Raw genomic sequence first — 19,258 nt, forward strand, 5'->3', positions numbered from 1 at the left:
TGATTTTCTTCCTGTGTTCCTGTTGTGTTGTGCTGGCTCTGCGGCCCTTTATGCTCTGGACCCTGTTCAGGGATTTATCGATATTAGGTAAGAATCGGCGGGTTGAATACCTGGAAATGAATTAAATGTTAATTTTATGTTTAAAATGAGTGTTATATCACTCTTAAAACGCGAATCACTTCACAATAAATCGCACAAAATCGATATTGTCAGCATTAAATAACAATAAATTTATAACTTGAGGATTTTACTCTGTTTCTGAACATCCTCTCCCCAGATGAGGAGAGGATTCATCCTGCCTTACAGAATTTCCAGCAGCTCAACGTCAAAAACCAGCGTGCTGAACGGCGGAATGGACGCGCCTGCGCCACGCTCACCATACGCCAGGTTGTGCGGGATAGTCAGTTCCCACTTCGACCCCACCGGCATCAGGGTCAGCGCTTCAATCCAGCCAGCGATCACGCCGTTCACCGGGAATTCTGCCGGTTCGCCACGGGCGACAGAGCTGTCAAATACGGTGCCGTCGATAAGCTTACCGGTATAATGCACACGAACGCGGTCAGTACGCGCCGGGATAGCGCCTTCGCCCTGGTTAATCACCCGGAATTGCAAACCAGATTCGGTGCTATTTACACCCTCTTTCTCACGGTTTTCTTCCAGATATTTCACGCCATCGGCGGCCATCGCTTCGAAGCGCTCACGGCGAACGGCATCTGCACGTTCGTGGATTTCACGCAGCGCACGATGCACTACATCAACCGGAACCTGCGGCTGTTTGCCTTCCAGCGCGTCGGCAATACCCGCTACCAGTGCTTCCGGCAGCAGCCCCTGCAAACCGGATTCGCTAAGCTGTTGTCCTACCTGTAAGCCAATACCGTAACTAGCCTGCGCTTCAATCGTGTCAAAAGTCGGGGTTGCCATCGTCTTTCCTTTCATCGGGTATAAAGTAGCGGGCAGCATAGCAGCCATGCCGTTTCGGGTAAAACTTTGTGTAACGTGAAGAGAGTAAATGTGGCCCTGAGAAAATTATGTATATACTGAGGGCACAGGAACCAGGAACGCGGAGCAGGAGGAAAGCCATGCCCGGGCGAAACCCGTTACAACAGACGTTGCTGAAAATCTGGCACGCACCGGATGACATTCGTTTGATGGATCCCCTGCCGCCGCTGCATCGTCGCGGTATTATCGTCGGTGCTCTGTTAGTGGTGATCGGCGTTCTGCTGCCGTCAGGGGATGACAACCGCTCCTCGCCCCCTGCAACACGCGATGCACAGCTTAATATCCAGTCCTCATCCCAACCGCCGCGGGTGACTCCCTCTGTCAGTGATTCTCAGCCGGTGGCGCCTGTCGCGCCAGAACCGGTCCAGGAAGAGGATCCACAAACGCAGGCACAAACGCCGCCGCAACCGACGCCGGGTATCGAACAGCAATGGCGCTCTTATCGCGTTGAGTCGGGGAAAACCCTTGCCCAGTTGTTCCGCGACCATAATCTGCCGCCGACAGATGTCTACGCGATGGCGAAAGTGGAAGGCAGCGGCAAACCACTGAGCAATCTGCAAACCGGGCAGATGATTCAGATCCGTCAGAATGCTAACGGTGTGGTGACCGGATTAACGATCGATACCGGAAACGACCAGCAGGTGCTGTTTACCCGTCAGTCCGATGGCAGCTTTATTCGCGCACGATAAACGACTCCGCCCCGGTGGTGTCGGCCTGACCAGTAAAGAAACACCGGACGCAGAAAAGCAAAACGCCGGCTCCAGGCCGGCGCTTCGATATTGATGCGAGTAATTAATTACTCAGCAACAACGTTTACAACCAGTTTAGCAAACACTTCGCTGTGAACCTGGAAGTTCACTTCGTGCTCACCAGTGGTACGCAGAACGCCGTTCGGCAGACGAACTTCGCTCTTAGCCACTTCAACGCCAGCTGCAGAAACAGCGTCAGCGATGTCGCGAGTACCGATGGAACCGAACAGTTTACCTTCGTCGCCTGCTTTAGACGCGATGGTTACGCTGCCCAGCGCGTTGATTTTCTCAGCGCGAGCATTAGCAGCCGCCAGAACGTCAGCCAGTTTAGCTTCCAGTTCAGCGCGACGTGCTTCGAAATATTCAACGTTTTTCTTGGTTGCCGGAACAGCTTTACCCTGCGGTACCAGGTAGTTACGAGCGTAGCCCGCTTTAACGTTAACCTGATCACCCAGGCTGCCCAGGTTTGCTACTTTATCAAGCAGAATAACTTGCATTACCTTATCCTCTCAAAGTCGTATTAATGGACCGTGACCGATTACTGATGACGATCAGTGTACGGCAGCAGGGACAGGTAGCGAGCGCGTTTGATAGCGCGTGCCAGCTGACGCTGATATTTTGCACGGGTACCGGTGATACGGCTCGGGACAATCTTACCGCTTTCGGTGATGTAGTTTTTCAGCGTAGCGATATCTTTATAGTCGATCTCTTGAACGCCTTCCGCGGTGAAACGGCAGAACTTGCGACGACGGAAATAACGTGCCATTTGGCTAGTCTCCAGAATCTATCAATTCAATCTGCTCGGCATGCAGAACCATTTTGCTCAGGCCATTCTTTGCCTTGTGGCAACTGATGAACCCCTGAACGGTCACTGCGCTACCGACCGTTATACTGTGAGTAATGGCCTGGTTGTCGTGTCCGCTAATAATAACGGGCATCTGGCACCACGCCTGCCGGTGAAAACCGGCTTCCTCCTGCACGGAACGATGCTCAAGCACGAACTGGCAGTGAGGAATTCCTGATGGGCTGACCTTACGAAGTGGCGTCCTGCACACGGTACCGGACAAGACCAGACGATTGGTCATCAGGATTACTCTTCAGAATCCCCAGCATCTGCATCATCTGCGGTTTCGTTTGCGAAATCATCGCGACGCTCACGGCGCTCGTCTTTCGCTTTAACCATCGGAGATGCTTCGGTAACAGCGTGCTTAGTACGCATTACCATGCTACGGATAACGGCATCGTTGAAGCGGAAGTTTGTTTCCAGCTCATCGATCACTTCCTGCGGCGCTTCAACGTTCAGCAGAACGTAGTGTGCTTTGTGCAGTTTGTTGATCGGGTAAGCCAGCTGACGGCGGCCCCAGTCTTCCAGACGGTGGATCTTGCCTTCTGCACCAGTGATTGCACCGGTGTAGCGCTCGATCATGCCCGGAACCTGTTCGCTCTGGTCAGGATGGACCATAAAAACGATTTCGTAATGACGCATCGAATTGCTCCTTACGGATTATTCAGCCTCCTGTCTGGGTCAGCCGCAGCCCATGGAGGCAAGGAACGTGATTAAAGGGCGGCTGAAAAATTGACGCGTCATTCTACTTGCGGGGCTTGGTAAAGACAAGGTGATTGTCTAAATAATTCGCACAAAGCGAGAAGCGGGGTTAAGTCGGTGATTTAAAATCAATCAGAACGGATGCGGCATTTTTTTGAACAACTGCATCAGAAATGGTCGCTATTTAACCTGCGGGGAGGCATTACACTTACATCATACACCCTCCGTACTGTTGTACAGGGAAGGAGAGGTGGTAAGGAGTAGACATTATGAAACGCATCGCACTGGCTGTACTGGCTGCGTTATTGCTAAACGTAAATGCGATGGCAGCCGTAAAAATCACCGGCTCACAAGCCAAAAATATGGATGATGTGCATAGCTTAGGCGTTATTTACATAAACCATAACCTCGCCACTGAAAGCGAAGCGGATCAAGCCCTTAACGAAGAGAGTGACGCGCAAGGCGCAAGGTATTTCTACCCGGTATTGCTGCATGAACCGGAGAGTAATGGCCTTATCCATGCCAGCGCCGAAATTTACCGCTAGCACCAGGAACATCCTAACGAGAAGTTAACCATCCCCTTTATTTTATTTGCCCCCGTGTCCGGGGGCTTTTTTTAGGTGCGGGTAACCCGTAGGTTATTTTTGCCCGTAATACGCATCCGGCCCGTGCTTACGCAGAAAGTGTTTATGCATTAATGCCGGATCAATAGCGTTCAGTTGTGGATTGATTCCGCGCGCAATCCACGCCATCTTCGCCACCTCTTCCATCACCACAGCGTTATGTACCGCGTCGTGGGCATTTTTTCCCCAGGCAAAAGGCCCGTGCTGATACACCACGACACCTGGCGTATGCAGCGGCTCGCATTCGCCGAGCGTTTCTATAATAACCGTGCCGGTATGCCGCTCATACGCTTCCGCGATCTCTTGTTCGCTAAGTGCGCGGGTGCAGGGAATATCTCCCCAGAAGTAATCAGCATGCGTCGTCCCCAGCGCGGGGATTGCCAGCCCGGCTTGCGCCCAGGCCGTGGCGTGCGTCGAGTGAGTATGCACCACACCACCGATCGACGGATAACGGTGATACAACGCCAGATGCGTGGCGGTATCAGACGACGGGCGCCATTGGCCTTCAATGACCCTGCCTTCCAGATCAATGACCACCATGTCGTCAACGGTCATGGCCTCGTACTCCACGCCGCTGGGCTTGATCACCACCCGGCGACGCTCACGATCGATAGCACTGACGTTGCCCCAGGTAAACGTCACCAGCCCGTAGCGCGGCAAATCCATATTGGCTTCAAAGACCTGTTGTTTAAGCTGCTGCATCATGCGGCCTCCCCCAGCCCGGCGCGTGCCATCCGTTCACGCACCCAGTCGCGGGCTTTGACTACTTCGGCAGCGGGGTCGTCTGCGGTTTCGCTCCACATTTCAATCAGGTAAGGACCGCAGTAACCACTCTGTTTGAGTGTGCGGAAACAGGCTTCGAAATCCACCACACCGCTACCAAACGGCACGTTTTTAAACACACCCGGCCGGGTATCTTTAACATGTACCGCCACGATGTGCCCCATACCAGCCTGCAGTTCCATCTGCACGTCGTTGTCCCACGCCGATAAATTACCGATATCGGGGTAAAGCTGAAACCACGGGTTATTAAGATAGTGCGCGTAACCCAGCGCCTTGCTGATAGAGTTCATCAGCGGGTAATCCATGATTTCAATTGCCAGCGTTACCTGCGCCCGGCTGGCCATGTCGACGCTCTCCCTCAGTCCGTCGCGAAAACGTCGACGTGTTTCGTCATTGGCCTGCTGGTAGTAAACGTCGTACCCCGCCAGTTGGATCACCCTGATGCCGACATCCTGCGCAAATCGAATAGCTTTTTGCATGATCGCCAGCCCCTGCGCACGAACATGGTTATCTTCGCTGCCGAGCGGGAAACGGCGGTGCGCGCTCAGGCACATCGATGACACCCGAACGCCGGTTTCAGCAATCGCTTTTACCAGTGACAGCTTTTCTTCCGCCGTCCAGTCAAGGCGCGCCAGCCGTTCATCGGTTTCATCCACCGACATTTCGACAAAATCAAATCCCAGTGATTTCGCCAGCCGCAGCCGTTCCCGCCAGCACTCCCCGGCCGGGAGCGCTTTTTCATAGATGCCGAGCAGCACCGGATTCGTCGTCATAACCGCTCCTTAACCCCATAACTGGGCGATAGCGCGCTTGAACTGGCGTGCGGCTTCCACCGGGCTTGCGGCATCACGAATGCTGCGACCAGCAATAAAAACATGAACAGGAATGCCTTTGAACAGCGGCAAATCCTCCAGCGCCAGGCCGCCGGTGACAGTCACTTTGAAGCCCATCTCTGCCAGCCGTTTAATCGCCGTAATATCAGCTTCACTCCATGCCACACCGGCCGCTTGTGCATCACGGCTGCGGTGATAAACCACCTGCCCGATGCCGGCGTCACGCCATGCCTGCGCCTGTTCCCAGGTCCAGTAGCCGGTCAGTTCGATCTGCACGTCGCCGTTGAACTCTTTTGCCACGTCCAGCGCCCCTTTGGCGGTGTTAATGTCTGCGCAGCAGATCACCGTCACCCAGTCGGCCTGCGCTTCAAAACACATGCGAGAGAGGATCTTTCCGGCATCAGCGATTTTGGCATCCGCCAGCACGATTTTATGCGGATAGAGCGCTTTCAGGTCACGCACGGCGCGTACGCCCTCGCCAATACATAAAATGGTGCCGACCTCAATGATATCGACTTCTTCGGCAATCAGGCGTGTGGTGGCGTAGGCATCAGCCAGCGTCTGGTTATCCAGCGCCACCTGAAGCATCGGTAATGAATGAGACATGTTTGTTTCCTCTTATATTGCCGCTACGGTGGCGCGGTCGATTAAATCCAGTACGTCCTGCTCGCTACGGCAGGCGCGAAGTCGGTCAAAATTAGCGTCATCTTCAAACAGATTGACGATCTGCATGATGCCCTCCTCCTGATGGCTTCTGGCGTCAACCGCCGCCAGGGTTATCAGGATATCGACCGGGTCGTTATCCTCATGGTTAAACACCATGGGGGTTTTCAGGGTCACCAGCGCAAAGCCGTTCTTTTTCACCCCTTCTTCCGGGCGGCCATGTGGCATCGCCAGCCCCGGCGCGATGACGAAATACGGGCCGAAACGTTCGACGCCATCAAGAATGGCCTGGTAATAACGCGGCTCGACGACGTCTGCGGCCACCAGCAGATCGACGCCGATTTTCACCGCCGCTTGCCAGCTATCAGCGTCGGCCTGTAGTCGAATGGAATGGTTCTCCGCCAGCGAATCACGTAATTTCATGGCGAGTCCTTATTTCATGTCTTTCGGGAAATGTGCGCTGATCACTTCCATCAGTTTTGGCCCGAAGTCTGCGGCGGAAAGCATGTTGCGCACGCCCACCACATACTTGTTGCCTGACACACTGATTTCGCTGGCAACATGGGTTGAGGCGATAATAATGTCCGCGCCGCTCAGCTCGCTTTTGTACTCCCCTACGGCGCAACTGTTGACGGTATGGTCGACACCCTGCTGTGTCAGGAACTGATCGACTTTCATTTTCATGATCATGGAACTGCCCTGCCCACAACCACAGACGGCAAGAATACGTACGGTCATAATCGGAACTCCTTATTGCGCAGAGTGTTCTGCGAGTTGTTTTTCTGCATCTTCTTCGGCACGTAGCGCGCGGCCCGCGAAGAACATGTATGCCAGGGCGATGAGGATCATGACGGACATAAACGCCAGTCCGACGGACGCCAGCCCCTGCATCATCGGCGGTGCCAGAATCGACCAGTCCGCCATACCCATCCAGGCACTCATGCCAGTGAGTTTCACCGCCCAGACGCAGCCAAAAATTTCAATCATGCCCATCACCAGGCAAATTTTCAGCGCCGCCCGCCAGCCACCAAAGTGGTTAGCAAAGACGCCGATGGTGGCGTTGGAGAAGAACATCGGGATAAAGCCGGGGATAATCAGAATGGAAGAACCGCTGGCAATCAGAATGCCGACCGCAATCAGTTGCCCGATGGTGCCCCACATGAAGCCCCATACCACGGCATTCGGTGCGAAGCTATAAATAGCCGCGCAATCAATAGCCAGCACGGCGCCAGGGATTAAACGCTGGGAGATCCCGTTGAAGGCTTCCGAAAGCTCGGCCACAAACATGCGAACCCCCTGCACGATGATGAAAATCGCCACCGCAAACTGGAAACCGGTCTGCAAAATGTAGATAGTCCAGTGGGTTTTCCCCGCCATCGCCTGCACGGTGCCCGTACCGAACGAGAGCAGAATCGCGCCGAAAAAGATCGTCATGACGATAGCCGTTGAAACGATATTGTCGTGAAAGATATTCAGCCAGCCCGGCAGTTTGAGATCTTCCACGCTCTCTTCTTTTTTGCCGAGATACGGTGCCAGCTTATACGCCAGCCAGGAGGCGAACTGCTGCTGATGACCGATGGAGAAACCGCATCCTTCTGTTACGTCCTGGGTGGGTTTGTACATCATGTTAGAGGTGATCCCCCAGTACAGTGAGACCAGAACTGCGGTACAGATGATAGTGGTCCACATCGGGTAGCCGAGGATGTAGAAAAACACGGCGATAAGCCCGGCCTGCTGGAACATGATGTGACCCGTCAGCATGATGGTGCGGATCCCCGTCACCCGGCGCAGCAGTACGTAAACAATGTTTAGCGCCAGCGCCAGCAGCACGGCGTACCCCACCCAACTGTAGGCTTCCCCCATGCGTTCGATGGTAGCCATCATTGAGGCATAAGTATCAGAGATAGCGCCATTGATGCCGTAGACCTCGGACATCTTCGCCACGACCGGTTTGAAGGTGCTGGTCAGGATGCCGGACCCCGCCTGCAACAGCATAAAGCCGATGATGGTTTTTATCGTTCCCTTGATGATAACGCTGACGCTTTTGCGCAGCAGGATGTAGCCCAGGCACGTCACGATACCCAGCAGTAGCGGGGCGTTGGTCATTACCTGGTTAAAGAACACGGTAAAGATGTCGTAAAGGATCTCCATAACGCTCTCCATAGGGGGGACAACGTCGGGCAGCTGACCCGCCCGGTTTCGTTTGTGTCCACACTCTAATAATCAAAAGTAATCACAACAAGATTAAATTTGATTAAATGTGATTGGCACCGCAATTTATTTCCCCGCGTTTCATACGGACTTGTCACGACGCTTCCTCCTCGGCAGAAATCAATCACAACTTATTGATTGATTTGCAATTATATGGAAATTCAATGTATTACCATTACGTATCGGTAGCCCAGATAAAGCGGCTAAAGTGGCGAAAGTGGTTATTGCAATCAGGCAAAAACGATGTCAGGATGACTCAAATCCAATCATTTAATGATTCAAATTGATTAAAGCTGAGAGAAGAGACGATGAGTAAAGTGAACACCATCACCCGTGAATCCTGGATTTTGAACACCTTTCCGGAGTGGGGAAGCTGGCTGAACGAGGAAATCGAGCAGGAACAGGTAGCGCCAGGCACCTTCGCCATGTGGTGGCTCGGCTGCACGGGGATCTGGCTGAAATCAGAAGGCGGAACCAACGTCTGTGTTGATTTCTGGTGCGGTACCGGCAAGCAGAGCCATGGTAATCCGCTGATGAAAAATGGCCATCAGATGCAGCGCATGGCAGGAGTAAAAAAACTGCAGCCTAACCTGCGTACTACGCCGTTTGTGCTTGATCCGTTCGCTATTCGTCAGATCGACGCCGTGCTGGCTACGCATGATCACAACGATCATATCGATGTGAATGTCGCCGCCGCCGTCATGCAAAATTGCGCTGACGATGTGCCGTTCATCGGGCCACAAACCTGCGTGGATCTGTGGACTGGCTGGGGCGTACCGGCATCACGCTGCATCGTGGTCAAACCTGGCGATATCGTCAAAATCAAAGACATTGAAATCCATGCGCTGGATGCCTTTGACCGCACGGCACTGATCACGCTGCCCGCGGAACAAAAAGCAGCGGGCGTATTGCCGGATGGCATGGATCAGCGAGCAGTTAACTACCTGTTCAAAACGCCCGGCGGCACGCTCTATCACAGCGGGGATTCCCATTACTCGAACTACTACGCGAAACACGGCAACGACCATCAGATTGACGTGGCGCTCGGCTCCTACGGTGAAAACCCGCGCGGCATTACTGACAAAATGACCAGCGCCGATATCCTGCGGATGGCGGAAGCATTGAATACACGTGTGGTGATCCCTTTCCATCATGATATCTGGTCAAACTTTCAGGCGGATCCACAAGAGATCCGCGTGCTGTGGGAAATGAAAAAAGATCGGCTGCACTATGGCTTTAAGCCGTTTATCTGGCAGGTAGGCGGTAAGTTCACCTGGCCACTGGATAAAGACCGGTTCGAATACCATTACCCACGCGGGTTTGACGACTGCTTTAGCCAGGAGCCGGATCTGCCATTTAAATCGTTCCTGTAAACTGTCGGGCGGGAGGCTTTTCGCTTCCCGCGCCACACGAAATCTTAGTAATTTCATGCCGTTTCAAATATCATCTTTATCCATCATTTTTTATCGGATCAGCTCATGACGGAAGCACAACGACATCAAATCCTGCTGGAATTACTGGCGCAAACGGGCTTCGTCACGGTCGAGCAGGTGATTGCCCGACTGGGGATTTCACCGGCGACGGCACGCCGGGATATCAACAAGCTGGATGAAAGCGGCAAGCTGAAAAAAGTGCGTAACGGGGCGGAAGCCATGAACCAGCCGCGCCCGCGCTGGACGCCGCTGAATATTCATCAGGCGCAGAATCACGATGAAAAAGTGCGCATTGCCAGAGCCGCCTCACAACTGGTGACGCCCGGCGAAAGCGTGGTGATTAACTGCGGTTCAACGGCGTTTTTGCTCGGCCGGGAAATCTGCGGCAAGCCGGTGCAGATCATCACCAACTATCTGCCGCTGGCAAATTACCTTATTGATCAGGAACATGACAGCGTGATCATCATGGGTGGCCAGTACAACAAAAGCCATGCCATCACACTGAGCCCGCAAGGGAGCGAAAACAGCCTCTATGCCGGGCACTGGATGTTCACCAGCGGCAAAGGGCTGACCACAGAAGGGCTGTATAAAACCGATATGCTGACGGCGATGGCCGAGCAGAAAATGCTTAACGTGGTGGGTAAACTGGTGGTGCTGGTCGACAGTAGCAAAGTTGGCGAACGCGCCGGTATGCTGTTCAGCCGTGCCGACGAAATCGATATGATGATCACCGGCAAAGAGGCCGACGCGGAAATCCTGAAAAATCTGGAAACGCAGGGCGTTAAGGTGATCCTTGTTTAAAGATGTTTTTTAAAGAAATCCACCGCACAGGTGAGGGCTTCAGGGGTGATACGATGGCGAACGTTGGCCTGCCAGGCGCAGGTCAGTCTGGCATCCAGTCCCTGCAGGATAAGCGCCTGCTGCAACCGGAACGACTCCGCTGCCGGAACAACATCATCCTCCTCGCCATGCCATAGCAGCAACGGTCGGTTCGCCAGCGCATCCAGATGCCGGCTGACGTCCCACTCCGCCAGTTGCTGCTGCGCCTGTGGCGTCCAGTCATCGGTGGATGGAAACAACGTTCTGGAGAGGCTGCTGAAATACCCTGAGCCCATCAGGCTTGCAACACACGCGATGTCCGGATGATGCGTCATAATACCCAGCGCCGTCATGCCACCCATCGAAGCTCCGGCCACCGCCAGACGCCCTTCGCTCACCCAACCTTCCGCCATCAGCGCATCACGCAACGCTGGAAACTCGTGGAAATTCTGCATCAGGATCGGCCAGAAGCGCGCCATTCGCCCCTGCTCGTCCCCCGTAAACCGAGCGCCATGTTCAGCGGCATCCGGCATGATGACGCGAAACCCCGCCTGCGCCAGCGCAACAGCAAAATAGCTGTACACCAGTTTTGATGAGGTGAAGCCGTGATAAAACACCACGCAGGGAAGCGTATCTATGGCCGCATCTTTTGGATAAGCATGAAGAATTTCACCACCGGCGAGAGTACGTGTTTCAAGTTCGATCATGTGTCACCTCCTTCTTTTTCCGCTGGTATGCCACGCGAAGTGATATTCCGCAAGCATCTAACGGAAAGAATGATTAATAATGTTGCGATGTGGATTACGCTTTCGTAACGTTTTCATTCGAAAATCGCGTTCGAGATAACACTTCGGGAACATTCCCCCGAATGGGAATAAATTACCCACTACACTATGACTATCAGGAAACGAGATATGGCTATGCGACGGTTTGCGCCCTTAATGCTGGCAGTATTACTGAGTGGTTGTACCCTGCTTGAAGGCACTCCCGAACCTCCTCCACCGCTCTCCGATCATCCGCAGGAAATCCGCCGTAACCAGACGGAAGGTTTGCAGCGAATGGGTACCGTGAGCGCGCTGGTTCATGGTTCGCCGATGGACGTAGAAGCCGCCATTAAAGAGAAAGTCGTTGCAGCCAAAGCGGATTACTACGTCATTGTAATGATTGACGATACGCAGTTCCCGGGTCAGTGGTATTCACAGGCCATTTTGTATCGTAAATGACATTCTGAATCTTTTCAGTCACTTTACATGGCTTTGCGCCTCTTCACGTTTCCTGGGACATAATGCGCAGTATCTGATAAGGAGAAGCGCCTGCGATGGAATGCCCTGGTTTACCGCAGGGTAAAGTGAAATGGAGCTGACGATGAAACGATCAATGACCTTATCCCCGTTCCTGCTATGTGCCGGAATGAATACCACCTTCGCGCAATCTGCAGAGTTTGCCAGCGCGGATTGTGTCACCGGGTTAAATGAAATTGGGCTGATTTCCGTCAACAGTATTTTTGGTAGTCAACAGGATGTTGAGCGAGTTATAGCGTCCAAGGCAGACGAACAAGGGGCATCCTGGTACCGCATCATACAGATGTACGAAGACCAGCAGCCCGACAACTGGCGCGTGAAAGCGATCCTGTACGCCTGATTATTCGGGCAGACCTTACACTGTCTGCCCGCTTACCGGACTAGCGGCCGCCTCCCGTTGCCCGCAACAGTAAATCCTCTTTAACCTGTTCGCTCAGCAGCGAGCCCCCTCGCGTATCCAGCATCATTCGACACCAGTCCTGTGCTATCGGTGGCGACGCATAGCGCAGCATTTGTGCGCCAACGCCCAGCCGCCAGAGCTGTTGCGTTATTTCACGCCCTTGCGCCTCTGACGGTTTCCGCAGCCGTTGCTGGAACTGGCGCCAGGCGTGATCGAAATGGCGATCCTGCCCTTTCACCTCTGCACACTCCTCGCTCAGCAATTCGATGGCGCCCGGCTGTTTACTCAGCACGCGCAGCACGTCGAGGCACATGATGTTGCCAGAGCCTTCCCAGATACTATTGACCGGCATTTCGCGATACAGACGCGGCAGTTCGCTCTCCTCGCAATAGCCCACGCCGCCCAGCACTTCCATCGCTTCCGCAACAAACGGGATCCCTGCTTTGCAGACAGCAAATTTCGCCGCAGGGGTGAACAACCGTGCCCATAGCATTTCCTGTGCATCCTGCCGGTGATCCCACGCGCGCGCCAGGCGGAACAAAAAGGCGGTTTGCCCTTCCAGTTGCAGCGCCATGCGAGCCAGCACTTCGCGCATCATGGGCTGATCGACCAGGTTTTTGCCGAACACCTGCCGCTGGTGTGCGTGGTAGAGCGCCACCGACAGCGCGCGCCGCATCAGCCCGTGGCTGCCCAGCGCACAATCAAACCGCGTCAGGGCACCCATTTTGAGGATCTGCCGTACACCGTCGCCCTCTTCTCCAAGCAACCAGCCTGATGCGTCAAGAAACTCCACTTCGCTGCTGGCGTTAGAGCGGTTGCCCAGTTTGTCTTTCAGACGTTCGAGACGAATGGCGTTCCGCTGCCCGTCCGGCAGAAATCGCGGCACGAAGAAGCAGGATAACCCGCCTTTTGCCTGCGCCAGCACCAGATGCGCATCACTTTGCGGCACGGAGAAAAACCACTTGTGCCCCACCAGCCGCCAGCTACCATCGTCGGTTTTTTCCGCCCGCGTTGTATTGCTGAGGACATCCGATCCCCCCTGTTTTTCCGTCATCCCCATGCCAATCAGCAAACCACGCTTCTGGGCGCCGGGAAGCAGGTGGGAATCATAGCGATCGCTCAGCAGCGGTGTCATCCATTCGGCGAAAGGCGCGGGCAGAGATTGTTTCAGCAACGGCGTTGCCGCGAAGGTCATGGTGATCGGGCACAGTGTTCCCGCTTCAACCTGCGCATGCAGCATGAACCGGGCGGCGCGAGCGGTAAACGATCCGACGCGAGCATCATCTTCCCATGCCAGATTATGCACCCGGTTGGCACACAATCCCTGCATCAGCAGATGCCAGGCGGGGTGAAAGCGTACATCATCAAGGCGTTCACCGGTGGCGTCATAACGCAGCAACTCAGGGGGGTTGACGTTCGCCAGCCGCCCAAGTTCCAGCGACTCCGCAGTGCCGAGTTGTTGTCCGATGCTGGCCAGCAGTTCACTGTCCCAGCCTGCGCCTTCACGCTGTATCGCTTCCCGTAATGCCGTATCGGAAAGGAAAAGATTACTGTTATTGAGCGGGGTGGGTTGATTAAAAACGGTATGCGTTTGCCAGTGCATTGCGTTTCCCTCCTTCAATGGCTGTCCTGATAAGTATGGTTAGCCTTTATCAGTCACGCCTGAAATGAGGGCAAAAAAAACCATCCCGCAGGATGGTTTTGTGAGGTTACCGGCGATTAGCCTCGCTGACGCACTGCTTCAAACAGGCAAATACCGGTCGCCACCGAAACGTTCAGCGATGAGACGCTGCCCGCCATCGGAATGCTGATGAGTTCGTCGCAATGTTCGCGAGTAAGACGACGCATCCCCTCGCCTTCCGCCCCCATCACCAGCGCCAGCGGGCCGGTCATTTTGCTCTGATGCAGCGTATGGTCGGCCTCACCTGCCGTACCAACGATCCAGACGTTCTCTTCCTGCAGCAGACGCATGGTGCGCGCCAGGTTTGTCACGCGGATCAGCGGTACGCTTTCCGCTGCGCCACAGGCCACTTTTTTCGCCGTCGCGTTCAGTTGTGCGGAACGATCGCGTGGGACGATCACCGCATGTACGCCCGCGGCGTCAGCGCTACGCAGGCAGGCGCCGAGGTTGTGTGGATCGGTAACGCCGTCGAGGATCAGAAGGAATGGCTGATCGAGCGAGGCGAGCAGATCCGGCAGATCATTTTCCTGATACTGACGACCCGGCTTCACGCGAGCAATGATCCCCTGATGCACCGCCCCCTCGCTTTTCTCGTCGAGGTACTGCCGGCTGGCAACCTGGATCACAACGCCCTGCGCTTCCAGCGCGTGGATCAGCGGCAACAGGCGTTTATCTTCGCGACCTTTCAGAATAAATACTTCCTGAAAGCGTTCCGGGGCGCGCTCAAGCAGGGCCTGCACCGCATGGATGCCGTAAATCATTTCACTCATTGAACTTACTCGGTTTGGGCGGTGTGCGCCGGGTTAAATTAGGCCGTGAGGCAACTCACTTGTGCCTATTATAACTGACCCGGCGTTCAAATCGACCCTGTCGCACGTTTCCGCTAGCGTAAGTGCCGTTTCGCCTCCTGACGCACCCGATGCAGAACGCGGTGTTTGATTTCGCTGTAGTCAGGGTGTTCGGCGAACGTTTCGATATCCCGCTCACGCCCGAAGGGCAGTATGATCTCATCAACGATTCTCCCCGGTTTCGCTGACATGATCAGAATGCGATCGGCAAGAAAAAGCGCCTCTTCCACATCGTGCGTGACGAAGAGCAGCGTCGTGTTAGTGGATAACCAGGCCTCACGCAGCAGTTCCTGCATCATCAGCCGGGTTTGCGCATCCAGCGCGCCGAACGGCTCATCCAGCAGCAGCACTTCCGGGCCAGGAAGCCAGGCGCGCGCCAGCGCCACCCGCTGTTTCATGCCACCGGAAAGCTGCCAGGGGGCGTGATGTTCAAAACCTTTCAGGCCCACGCGTTCCAGCCATGCCTGCGCCTGCGCGTTGGTTTCGTCTTTGCGATGTTTACCCAGACGTGGGCCAAAGGTCACGTTTTCCAGTACCGAAAGCCACGGGAACAGATTGGGTTGCTGGAAGATCATTCCGCGGTCGGGGCCAGGTTGTCGTACCGTTTTTCCGCCGGCCGCCACCCGCCCGCGATCCGGTTTCGTAAACCCGGCGACCAGATTGAGGATGGTGGATTTCCCGCATCCGGAGGGCCCGAGCAACACCACAAACTCGCCACGGTTCAGCGTCAGGTTGATATCTTCCAGCACTGTAAACGGCTGCGGTTTCGCCGCAAAAGAGAGCGACACATTTTCCAGGGTGATAGCACTCATTATTCTTTCCCCGCCCAGGGCACTGTCAGGCGCTGTAGCCCCAGCAGTAACAGATCCAGCAAATAACCGATGCCGCCCAGTAATAAAATTCCGAGCATGACGATATCGGTGCGCAGATAAGAACTGGCGTTTATCACCATCCAGCCCAGCCCGGAACTTGCAGCTACCATCTCAGCGGCGATTAACGACGTCCAGCCAATGCCGATGGACAGCCTGACAGTAGTAAAAAGATCCGGCAGCGCGTCCGGCAACACCACGCGCAGAAAAATTTGCCGACGTGATGCGCCAAGCGTCTGCGCGACGCGGATCCGCGAGCGGCCAATGCGCTCAACCGCCGCCGATGCGCCGACCACTACGCTCAAAAACGTAGCAATAAAAATCAGGAAGAACTTAGACGCCTCGCCAATCCCCAGCCAGACGACCGCCAGGGGGATGAGCGCAATTTTTGGCAGAGGACGCAGGAATTGCACGAAGGGGTTAAGCACTGCCGCCAGGCCATCTGACAACCCCATCAGCAGACCCAACGGAATGCCGATGATAATCGCCACGGCAAACGCGCTCAGGGCGCGCGCCAGGCTCACTGCGATGTGCTCCCAAAGCGGCACCTGACGGTAACCGTCCGACAGCAACTCTTCGGTGGTAAGCCCGATGTCGGTGAGCGACGGCAACAGTAGCGGATCAACCCACTGCCGCGTCGCCGCCACCTGCCAGACGATAAAGAAAACCGCCACCGACAACACGCTGATGGCGATATGCTGACTCAATCTCATTGCGCCGCCACCGCCGCATCACGAATGTAGCGGGAATCAATCGCGGTATCCCAGTTGGCCGGAATATCACGCTTGCGGATCTCACCGATACTGGCGAGGAAACCGGAGGTTTTGGTTAATGCTTTGCCAATCCCGCTGTCAGTGGTTTGCGTCCCGTCACCCAGCCAGTCAGCGGTGCCTTGTTGGGCAAGTGTGGGGTATTCCAGCCCGCCCAGGGTGTTTGCTGCCGTGGTAACCGGTGCCCCTACTTCTTTGGCGACGATCGCGGCGGCACGTTCCGGATCTTTTCTGAACTCATCCACTTTCTGCTGATGCACGCGCAGGAAGGCGGTGACTGTTTCCGGATACTGTTCCGCAAAGGCTTTGCGAACCACATAGTTGTTGTAAATCAGATAGCCATCTTTCTGCAGATCTTTGGTGGCGAACACCTGATGGCCGCCCGACGCTTCCAGCTCCTGCGCAAACGGCGCCCAGACATAACCGGCATCAATGTCGCCACGTTTCCAGGCCGCCACCATCTCTGCAGGGCGTAGCGGCAGCAGCGTAATTTTGCTGCGATCCAGTTTATTCACGCTGATCGCGGCTTCGAGGGCATACTGCGCCGTTGAATTTGGCGGATACGCCACACGTTTGCCCTCGATATCCTTAATGTTCACAATGCCGTTTTTACCAATCAACCGTTCATAGCTGGCAATCACTCCCGAAACGCCAATAATCTCGACCGGTAATTTACGCACGATACCTGCCGTTGCCGGACTGGAACCAAAATTGGCAATATCAATTGCATTGCTGGCGAAATAATTCAGAGCATCGGCGCCAGAAGCAAATTGCACCCATTTCACTTTGCTGTTTAATGCCTTATCCAGAGAACCGTCCGCTTTCGCCAGCATTAATACCTGAGAACCGCCGCTATAGGCCACGCGAACTTCAGCAGGTGTATCGGCAAAACTCATATTTGCCCATAAGCCACCCGCTGCAATTAATAAGCAGAGACTTTTTTTCATTTTATTTTCCTGTATTGGATCTGAATATTTCGCCCGAACTCGCACCGGACGGCTTATCTGTTAAAAACGCCCTGGGATTGCCATAAATGCGAACATCGCTCCGCCAGTGCCTGCGCCGGATCCCAGGTGAGATGAAGAAACGGCGCATTGACGGCCTCAAGCGCAACAGGCACTTCGGTGCAGGCCAGCACCAGTTTTTGCGCACCGCGGGCAAACAGCGCACTGGCCTGCCGCGACAGCAACGCGCCCCCTTCCACCAGCGCTCCGCGTTTTACCGCGTAGCAGCCCGGCACAAACCATTGCGCCAGCTCCTCTTCCGTCGGTGTCACCACCTCAATGCCCTGCAAAGCCAGCCGGCGCTGATACCAGCCCGCATCCAGCGTGCCTTTGGTCGCAATCACGCCAACCCGCTGCGGTCTTTCCACAGACTGCGCCAACGCATCCAGCGTGGCATCAACGATGTGCAGAATGGGCGCCTCACTCACCTCACTGAGCGCGTCATACCAGTGGTGCGCCGTATTGCAGGGGATTGCGATATAACTTGCGCCTGCCTGATTCAGTGCCTTAATACCGTGGATAAGCTGCGGCAAAGGCGACGGCCCGGTACCCGCCAGCGCTTTCTGGCGATCCGCGATTTGCGGCACATTCCAGACCACCGTGGGCAGTTGCTGCTGATCGCTTTGCGCGGGCGTGGCGTCCAGCAGACGACGCTGAAAATCCAGTGTCGCAAGCGGCCCCATCCCGCCGAGCACGCCAAGCAAAAAGGGCTTAGCCATGCTCCAGCACCTGACGATACCCAAATAACCCCGCCGCGCCGCCGGTATGGATAAAGACGACGTTTTCATCCTGGCGGAAATGGCCTTTGCGGATGAGATCGATAAGCCCGGCCATTCCTTTTGCCGAATAGACCGGATCGAGCAGGATGCCTTCATGGCGGGCCAGCAGCGTCAGCGCTTCCAGCGTCCCTTCCGTCGGTATCCCGTACCCGTCACCAACGTAATCGCTATTCGCCACCACCGCGTGTCGTGATAATTCTCCCGGCACGCCGAGCAATTCCAGCGTCCGCGAGGCCAGATTCCAGACGTTCTCTTCCTGTTTCGCTTTTGGCGCCCGCACGCTAACCCCCAGCACCGGAATATGGCTGTTCGTAGCGGTAAAACCGGCCACTAACCCGGCCTGCGTACCGGTGCTGCCGGTGGCGTGAACAACGTGATCAATGCGCAGACGGCGTTCTGAAGACTGGTAAAGCAGCTCTTCCGCGCAGGCCACATAGCCCAGTGCGCCTGTCGGATTCGAGCCGCCGCCGGGGATGATATACGGGTTGTGCCCCTGCTCGCGTAGCGTCGCAGCGTACTCTTCCATCGCCTGTTGCATATCAGTACCGCCCGGCAGATGAGCGACGATGTCACCGCCCAGCAGGTTATCAAGTAACACATTGCCTGAGCGCTGATAATCCTCGCCAAAATCGGTGACGCGCTTTTCCAGCAGCGCTTTCGCTTTCAGCCCGAGGCGTGCAGCGCCGGCAATAGTCTGGCGCACATGGTTAGACTGCGTTGCCCCCTGGGTAATAACCACATCAGCTTTTTTTTGCAGCGCATCCGCAAGCAGGAATTCCAGCTTGCGGGTTTTATTTCCGCCTGTTGCCAGACCCGTAGCGTCGTCGCGTTTAATCCAGATTTGGGGGCCGCCTAATAACCGGGTTAAATTATTCAGCGGCTCCAGCGGTGTGGGAAAATGACCAAGTGAAATTCGTGGAAACCGGGCCAGATGCATAAACGCTCCC

25 protein-coding genes are annotated in these 19,258 nt (G+C 55.2%); 6 read left to right on the top strand and 19 right to left on the bottom strand.

Features of this window, described 5'->3' with window-relative positions:
* Positions 1–300: 300 nt before the first annotated feature.
* A complete protein-coding gene (bamJ, locus tag GTGU_RS09845; RefSeq protein ID WP_038156233.1) occupies positions 301–921 on the bottom strand; it encodes a BamJ family beta-barrel-assembly machinery protein in 621 nt (206 codons plus the stop codon).
* A 158-nt stretch (positions 922–1,079) separates the two neighbouring features.
* Between bamJ and GTGU_RS09850 the strand changes: the two genes are divergently transcribed.
* Positions 1,080–1,688: a LysM-like peptidoglycan-binding domain-containing protein gene (locus tag GTGU_RS09850; protein ID WP_038156235.1), complete on the top strand. Its 609-nt coding sequence runs from the start codon at positions 1,080–1,082 to the stop codon at positions 1,686–1,688.
* Positions 1,689–1,795: 107 nt separating this feature from the next.
* Here GTGU_RS09850 and rplI read toward each other — a convergent pair whose 3' ends face one another.
* Genes rplI through rpsF form a run of 4 tightly spaced genes read right to left on the bottom strand, consistent with a single transcriptional unit; the run spans position 1,796 to position 3,234 of the window.
* Entirely contained in the window at positions 1,796–2,245 is a 450-nt protein-coding gene (gene rplI, locus GTGU_RS09855; RefSeq protein ID WP_038156237.1) for a 50S ribosomal protein L9, read from the bottom strand.
* 41 nt (positions 2,246–2,286) lie between these two features.
* A complete protein-coding gene (rpsR, locus tag GTGU_RS09860) occupies positions 2,287–2,514 on the bottom strand; it encodes a 30S ribosomal protein S18 (RefSeq protein WP_000135199.1) in 228 nt (75 codons plus the stop codon).
* Positions 2,515–2,518: 4 nt separating this feature from the next.
* Complete coding sequence (gene priB, locus GTGU_RS09865) at positions 2,519–2,833, bottom strand: primosomal replication protein N (RefSeq protein ID WP_038156243.1); 315 nt, start codon at positions 2,831–2,833, stop codon at positions 2,519–2,521.
* Between the two features lie 5 nt (positions 2,834–2,838).
* Positions 2,839–3,234 (bottom strand): 30S ribosomal protein S6, encoded by a 396-nt coding sequence (gene rpsF / locus GTGU_RS09870; protein WP_012134408.1) that lies wholly within the window; start codon positions 3,232–3,234, stop codon positions 2,839–2,841.
* Between the two features lie 329 nt (positions 3,235–3,563).
* Here rpsF and GTGU_RS09875 point away from each other — a divergent pair, with 329 nt between their 5' ends.
* Entirely contained in the window at positions 3,564–3,839 is a 276-nt protein-coding gene (locus GTGU_RS09875; RefSeq protein ID WP_038156247.1) for a YdgH/BhsA/McbA family protein, read from the top strand.
* 93 nt (positions 3,840–3,932) lie between these two features.
* On the opposite strand, the gene GTGU_RS09880 is transcribed toward GTGU_RS09875, so the two are convergent.
* Genes GTGU_RS09880 through ulaA form a run of 6 tightly spaced genes read right to left on the bottom strand, consistent with a single transcriptional unit; the run spans position 3,933 to position 8,347 of the window.
* Positions 3,933–4,619 (bottom strand): L-ribulose-5-phosphate 4-epimerase, encoded by a 687-nt coding sequence (locus GTGU_RS09880; protein ID WP_038156352.1) that lies wholly within the window; start codon positions 4,617–4,619, stop codon positions 3,933–3,935.
* Positions 4,619–5,473, bottom strand: coding sequence for an L-ribulose-5-phosphate 3-epimerase (locus GTGU_RS09885; RefSeq protein WP_038156249.1), 855 nt, complete (start codon positions 5,471–5,473; stop codon positions 4,619–4,621). The genes GTGU_RS09880 and GTGU_RS09885 overlap by 1 nt, the downstream gene beginning before the upstream one ends.
* Before the next feature lie 9 nt (positions 5,474–5,482).
* The gene (locus tag GTGU_RS09890; RefSeq protein ID WP_156964118.1) at positions 5,483–6,139 is read right to left on the bottom strand and encodes a 3-keto-L-gulonate-6-phosphate decarboxylase UlaD; all 657 of its coding nucleotides are present in this window, start codon (positions 6,137–6,139) and stop codon (positions 5,483–5,485) included.
* A gap of 12 nt (positions 6,140–6,151) precedes the next feature.
* The gene (ulaC, locus tag GTGU_RS09895) at positions 6,152–6,619 is read right to left on the bottom strand and encodes a PTS ascorbate transporter subunit IIA (protein ID WP_038156251.1); all 468 of its coding nucleotides are present in this window, start codon (positions 6,617–6,619) and stop codon (positions 6,152–6,154) included.
* Positions 6,620–6,628: 9 nt separating this feature from the next.
* Positions 6,629–6,934 carry a PTS ascorbate transporter subunit IIB gene (gene ulaB / locus GTGU_RS09900; protein ID WP_038156253.1) on the bottom strand — a complete coding sequence of 102 codons (306 nt, stop codon included), beginning with the start codon at positions 6,932–6,934 and terminating at the stop codon, positions 6,629–6,631.
* A gap of 12 nt (positions 6,935–6,946) precedes the next feature.
* Positions 6,947–8,347, bottom strand: coding sequence for a PTS ascorbate transporter subunit IIC (gene ulaA, locus GTGU_RS09905; RefSeq protein ID WP_038156255.1), 1,401 nt, complete (start codon positions 8,345–8,347; stop codon positions 6,947–6,949).
* 368 nt (positions 8,348–8,715) lie between these two features.
* On the opposite strand from ulaA, the gene ulaG reads away from it, so the two are divergent.
* Both ulaG and ulaR read left to right on the top strand, forming a co-directional pair.
* Entirely contained in the window at positions 8,716–9,780 is a 1,065-nt protein-coding gene (gene ulaG / locus GTGU_RS09910) for an L-ascorbate 6-phosphate lactonase (protein WP_038156257.1), read from the top strand.
* A 105-nt stretch (positions 9,781–9,885) separates the two neighbouring features.
* The gene (gene ulaR, locus GTGU_RS09915; protein WP_038156259.1) at positions 9,886–10,641 is read left to right on the top strand and encodes an HTH-type transcriptional regulator UlaR; all 756 of its coding nucleotides are present in this window, start codon (positions 9,886–9,888) and stop codon (positions 10,639–10,641) included.
* On the opposite strand, the gene yjfP is transcribed toward ulaR, so the two are convergent.
* Complete coding sequence (yjfP, locus tag GTGU_RS09920; RefSeq protein ID WP_038156261.1) at positions 10,638–11,366, bottom strand: esterase; 729 nt, start codon at positions 11,364–11,366, stop codon at positions 10,638–10,640. The genes ulaR and yjfP overlap by 4 nt on opposite strands.
* Before the next feature lie 207 nt (positions 11,367–11,573).
* Here yjfP and bsmA point away from each other — a divergent pair, with 207 nt between their 5' ends.
* The gene (bsmA, locus tag GTGU_RS09925; protein WP_038156262.1) at positions 11,574–11,882 is read left to right on the top strand and encodes a biofilm peroxide resistance protein BsmA; all 309 of its coding nucleotides are present in this window, start codon (positions 11,574–11,576) and stop codon (positions 11,880–11,882) included.
* 142 nt (positions 11,883–12,024) lie between these two features.
* Complete coding sequence (gene yjfN / locus GTGU_RS09930; protein WP_084222770.1) at positions 12,025–12,300, top strand: DUF1471 family protease activator YjfN; 276 nt, start codon at positions 12,025–12,027, stop codon at positions 12,298–12,300.
* 40 nt (positions 12,301–12,340) lie between these two features.
* Here the strand turns inward: yjfN and GTGU_RS09935 are convergent, their stop codons facing one another.
* From GTGU_RS09935 to cuyA, 7 genes are all read right to left on the bottom strand, one after another.
* Positions 12,341–13,963: an isovaleryl-CoA dehydrogenase gene (locus GTGU_RS09935; protein ID WP_038156266.1), complete on the bottom strand. Its 1,623-nt coding sequence runs from the start codon at positions 13,961–13,963 to the stop codon at positions 12,341–12,343.
* Between the two features lie 116 nt (positions 13,964–14,079).
* A complete protein-coding gene (rlmB, locus tag GTGU_RS09940; RefSeq protein WP_038156268.1) occupies positions 14,080–14,811 on the bottom strand; it encodes a 23S rRNA (guanosine(2251)-2'-O)-methyltransferase RlmB in 732 nt (243 codons plus the stop codon).
* 113 nt (positions 14,812–14,924) lie between these two features.
* Positions 14,925–15,701 (bottom strand): ABC transporter ATP-binding protein, encoded by a 777-nt coding sequence (locus tag GTGU_RS09945; protein ID WP_038156270.1) that lies wholly within the window; start codon positions 15,699–15,701, stop codon positions 14,925–14,927.
* Positions 15,701–16,471, bottom strand: a complete 771-nt coding sequence (locus GTGU_RS09950; RefSeq protein ID WP_038156272.1) for an ABC transporter permease — start codon at positions 16,469–16,471, stop codon at positions 15,701–15,703. Before GTGU_RS09950 ends, GTGU_RS09945 begins: the two co-directional genes overlap by 1 nt.
* Complete coding sequence (locus GTGU_RS09955; RefSeq protein ID WP_038156274.1) at positions 16,468–17,475, bottom strand: taurine ABC transporter substrate-binding protein; 1,008 nt, start codon at positions 17,473–17,475, stop codon at positions 16,468–16,470. The genes GTGU_RS09950 and GTGU_RS09955 overlap by 4 nt, the downstream gene beginning before the upstream one ends.
* Positions 17,476–17,528: 53 nt before the next feature.
* Entirely contained in the window at positions 17,529–18,251 is a 723-nt protein-coding gene (cuyB, locus tag GTGU_RS09960; protein WP_038156276.1) for a cysteate racemase, read from the bottom strand.
* Positions 18,244–19,248 carry a D-cysteate sulfo-lyase gene (gene cuyA, locus GTGU_RS09965; protein ID WP_038156277.1) on the bottom strand — a complete coding sequence of 335 codons (1,005 nt, stop codon included), beginning with the start codon at positions 19,246–19,248 and terminating at the stop codon, positions 18,244–18,246. The genes cuyB and cuyA overlap by 8 nt, the downstream gene beginning before the upstream one ends.
* Positions 19,249–19,258 lie beyond the last annotated feature (10 nt).

Origin of the sequence: Trabulsiella guamensis ATCC 49490 (assembly GCF_000734965.1) — a bacterium.
In the GTDB taxonomy this organism is placed as follows: Bacteria; Pseudomonadota; Gammaproteobacteria; order Enterobacterales; family Enterobacteriaceae; genus Trabulsiella; species Trabulsiella guamensis.

Excerpts from the sequence above, each read along its gene's own strand:
- bamJ (WP_038156233.1), bottom strand. The coding sequence starts at position 921 with ATGGCAACCCCGACTTTTGACACGATTGAAGCGCAGGCTAGTTACGGT.
- GTGU_RS09850 (WP_038156235.1), top strand. The coding sequence starts at position 1,080 with ATGCCCGGGCGAAACCCGTTACAACAGACGTTGCTGAAAATCTGGCAC.
- rplI (WP_038156237.1), bottom strand. The coding sequence starts at position 2,245 with ATGCAAGTTATTCTGCTTGATAAAGTAGCAAACCTGGGCAGCCTGGGT.
- rpsR (WP_000135199.1), bottom strand. The coding sequence starts at position 2,514 with ATGGCACGTTATTTCCGTCGTCGCAAGTTCTGCCGTTTCACCGCGGAA.
- priB (WP_038156243.1), bottom strand. The coding sequence starts at position 2,833 with ATGACCAATCGTCTGGTCTTGTCCGGTACCGTGTGCAGGACGCCACTT.
- rpsF (WP_012134408.1), bottom strand. The coding sequence starts at position 3,234 with ATGCGTCATTACGAAATCGTTTTTATGGTCCATCCTGACCAGAGCGAA.
- GTGU_RS09875 (WP_038156247.1), top strand. The coding sequence starts at position 3,564 with ATGAAACGCATCGCACTGGCTGTACTGGCTGCGTTATTGCTAAACGTA.
- GTGU_RS09880 (WP_038156352.1), bottom strand. The coding sequence starts at position 4,619 with ATGCAGCAGCTTAAACAACAGGTCTTTGAAGCCAATATGGATTTGCCG.
- GTGU_RS09885 (WP_038156249.1), bottom strand. The coding sequence starts at position 5,473 with ATGACGACGAATCCGGTGCTGCTCGGCATCTATGAAAAAGCGCTCCCG.
- GTGU_RS09890 (WP_156964118.1), bottom strand. The coding sequence starts at position 6,139 with ATGTCTCATTCATTACCGATGCTTCAGGTGGCGCTGGATAACCAGACG.
- ulaC (WP_038156251.1), bottom strand. The coding sequence starts at position 6,619 with ATGAAATTACGTGATTCGCTGGCGGAGAACCATTCCATTCGACTACAG.
- ulaB (WP_038156253.1), bottom strand. The coding sequence starts at position 6,934 with ATGACCGTACGTATTCTTGCCGTCTGTGGTTGTGGGCAGGGCAGTTCC.
- ulaA (WP_038156255.1), bottom strand. The coding sequence starts at position 8,347 with ATGGAGATCCTTTACGACATCTTTACCGTGTTCTTTAACCAGGTAATG.
- ulaG (WP_038156257.1), top strand. The coding sequence starts at position 8,716 with ATGAGTAAAGTGAACACCATCACCCGTGAATCCTGGATTTTGAACACC.
- ulaR (WP_038156259.1), top strand. The coding sequence starts at position 9,886 with ATGACGGAAGCACAACGACATCAAATCCTGCTGGAATTACTGGCGCAA.
- yjfP (WP_038156261.1), bottom strand. The coding sequence starts at position 11,366 with ATGATCGAACTTGAAACACGTACTCTCGCCGGTGGTGAAATTCTTCAT.
- bsmA (WP_038156262.1), top strand. The coding sequence starts at position 11,574 with ATGGCTATGCGACGGTTTGCGCCCTTAATGCTGGCAGTATTACTGAGT.
- yjfN (WP_084222770.1), top strand. The coding sequence starts at position 12,025 with ATGAAACGATCAATGACCTTATCCCCGTTCCTGCTATGTGCCGGAATG.
- GTGU_RS09935 (WP_038156266.1), bottom strand. The coding sequence starts at position 13,963 with ATGCACTGGCAAACGCATACCGTTTTTAATCAACCCACCCCGCTCAAT.
- rlmB (WP_038156268.1), bottom strand. The coding sequence starts at position 14,811 with ATGAGTGAAATGATTTACGGCATCCATGCGGTGCAGGCCCTGCTTGAG.
- GTGU_RS09945 (WP_038156270.1), bottom strand. The coding sequence starts at position 15,701 with ATGAGTGCTATCACCCTGGAAAATGTGTCGCTCTCTTTTGCGGCGAAA.
- GTGU_RS09950 (WP_038156272.1), bottom strand. The coding sequence starts at position 16,471 with ATGAGATTGAGTCAGCATATCGCCATCAGCGTGTTGTCGGTGGCGGTT.
- GTGU_RS09955 (WP_038156274.1), bottom strand. The coding sequence starts at position 17,475 with ATGAAAAAAAGTCTCTGCTTATTAATTGCAGCGGGTGGCTTATGGGCA.
- cuyB (WP_038156276.1), bottom strand. The coding sequence starts at position 18,251 with ATGGCTAAGCCCTTTTTGCTTGGCGTGCTCGGCGGGATGGGGCCGCTT.
- cuyA (WP_038156277.1), bottom strand. The coding sequence starts at position 19,248 with ATGCATCTGGCCCGGTTTCCACGAATTTCACTTGGTCATTTTCCCACA.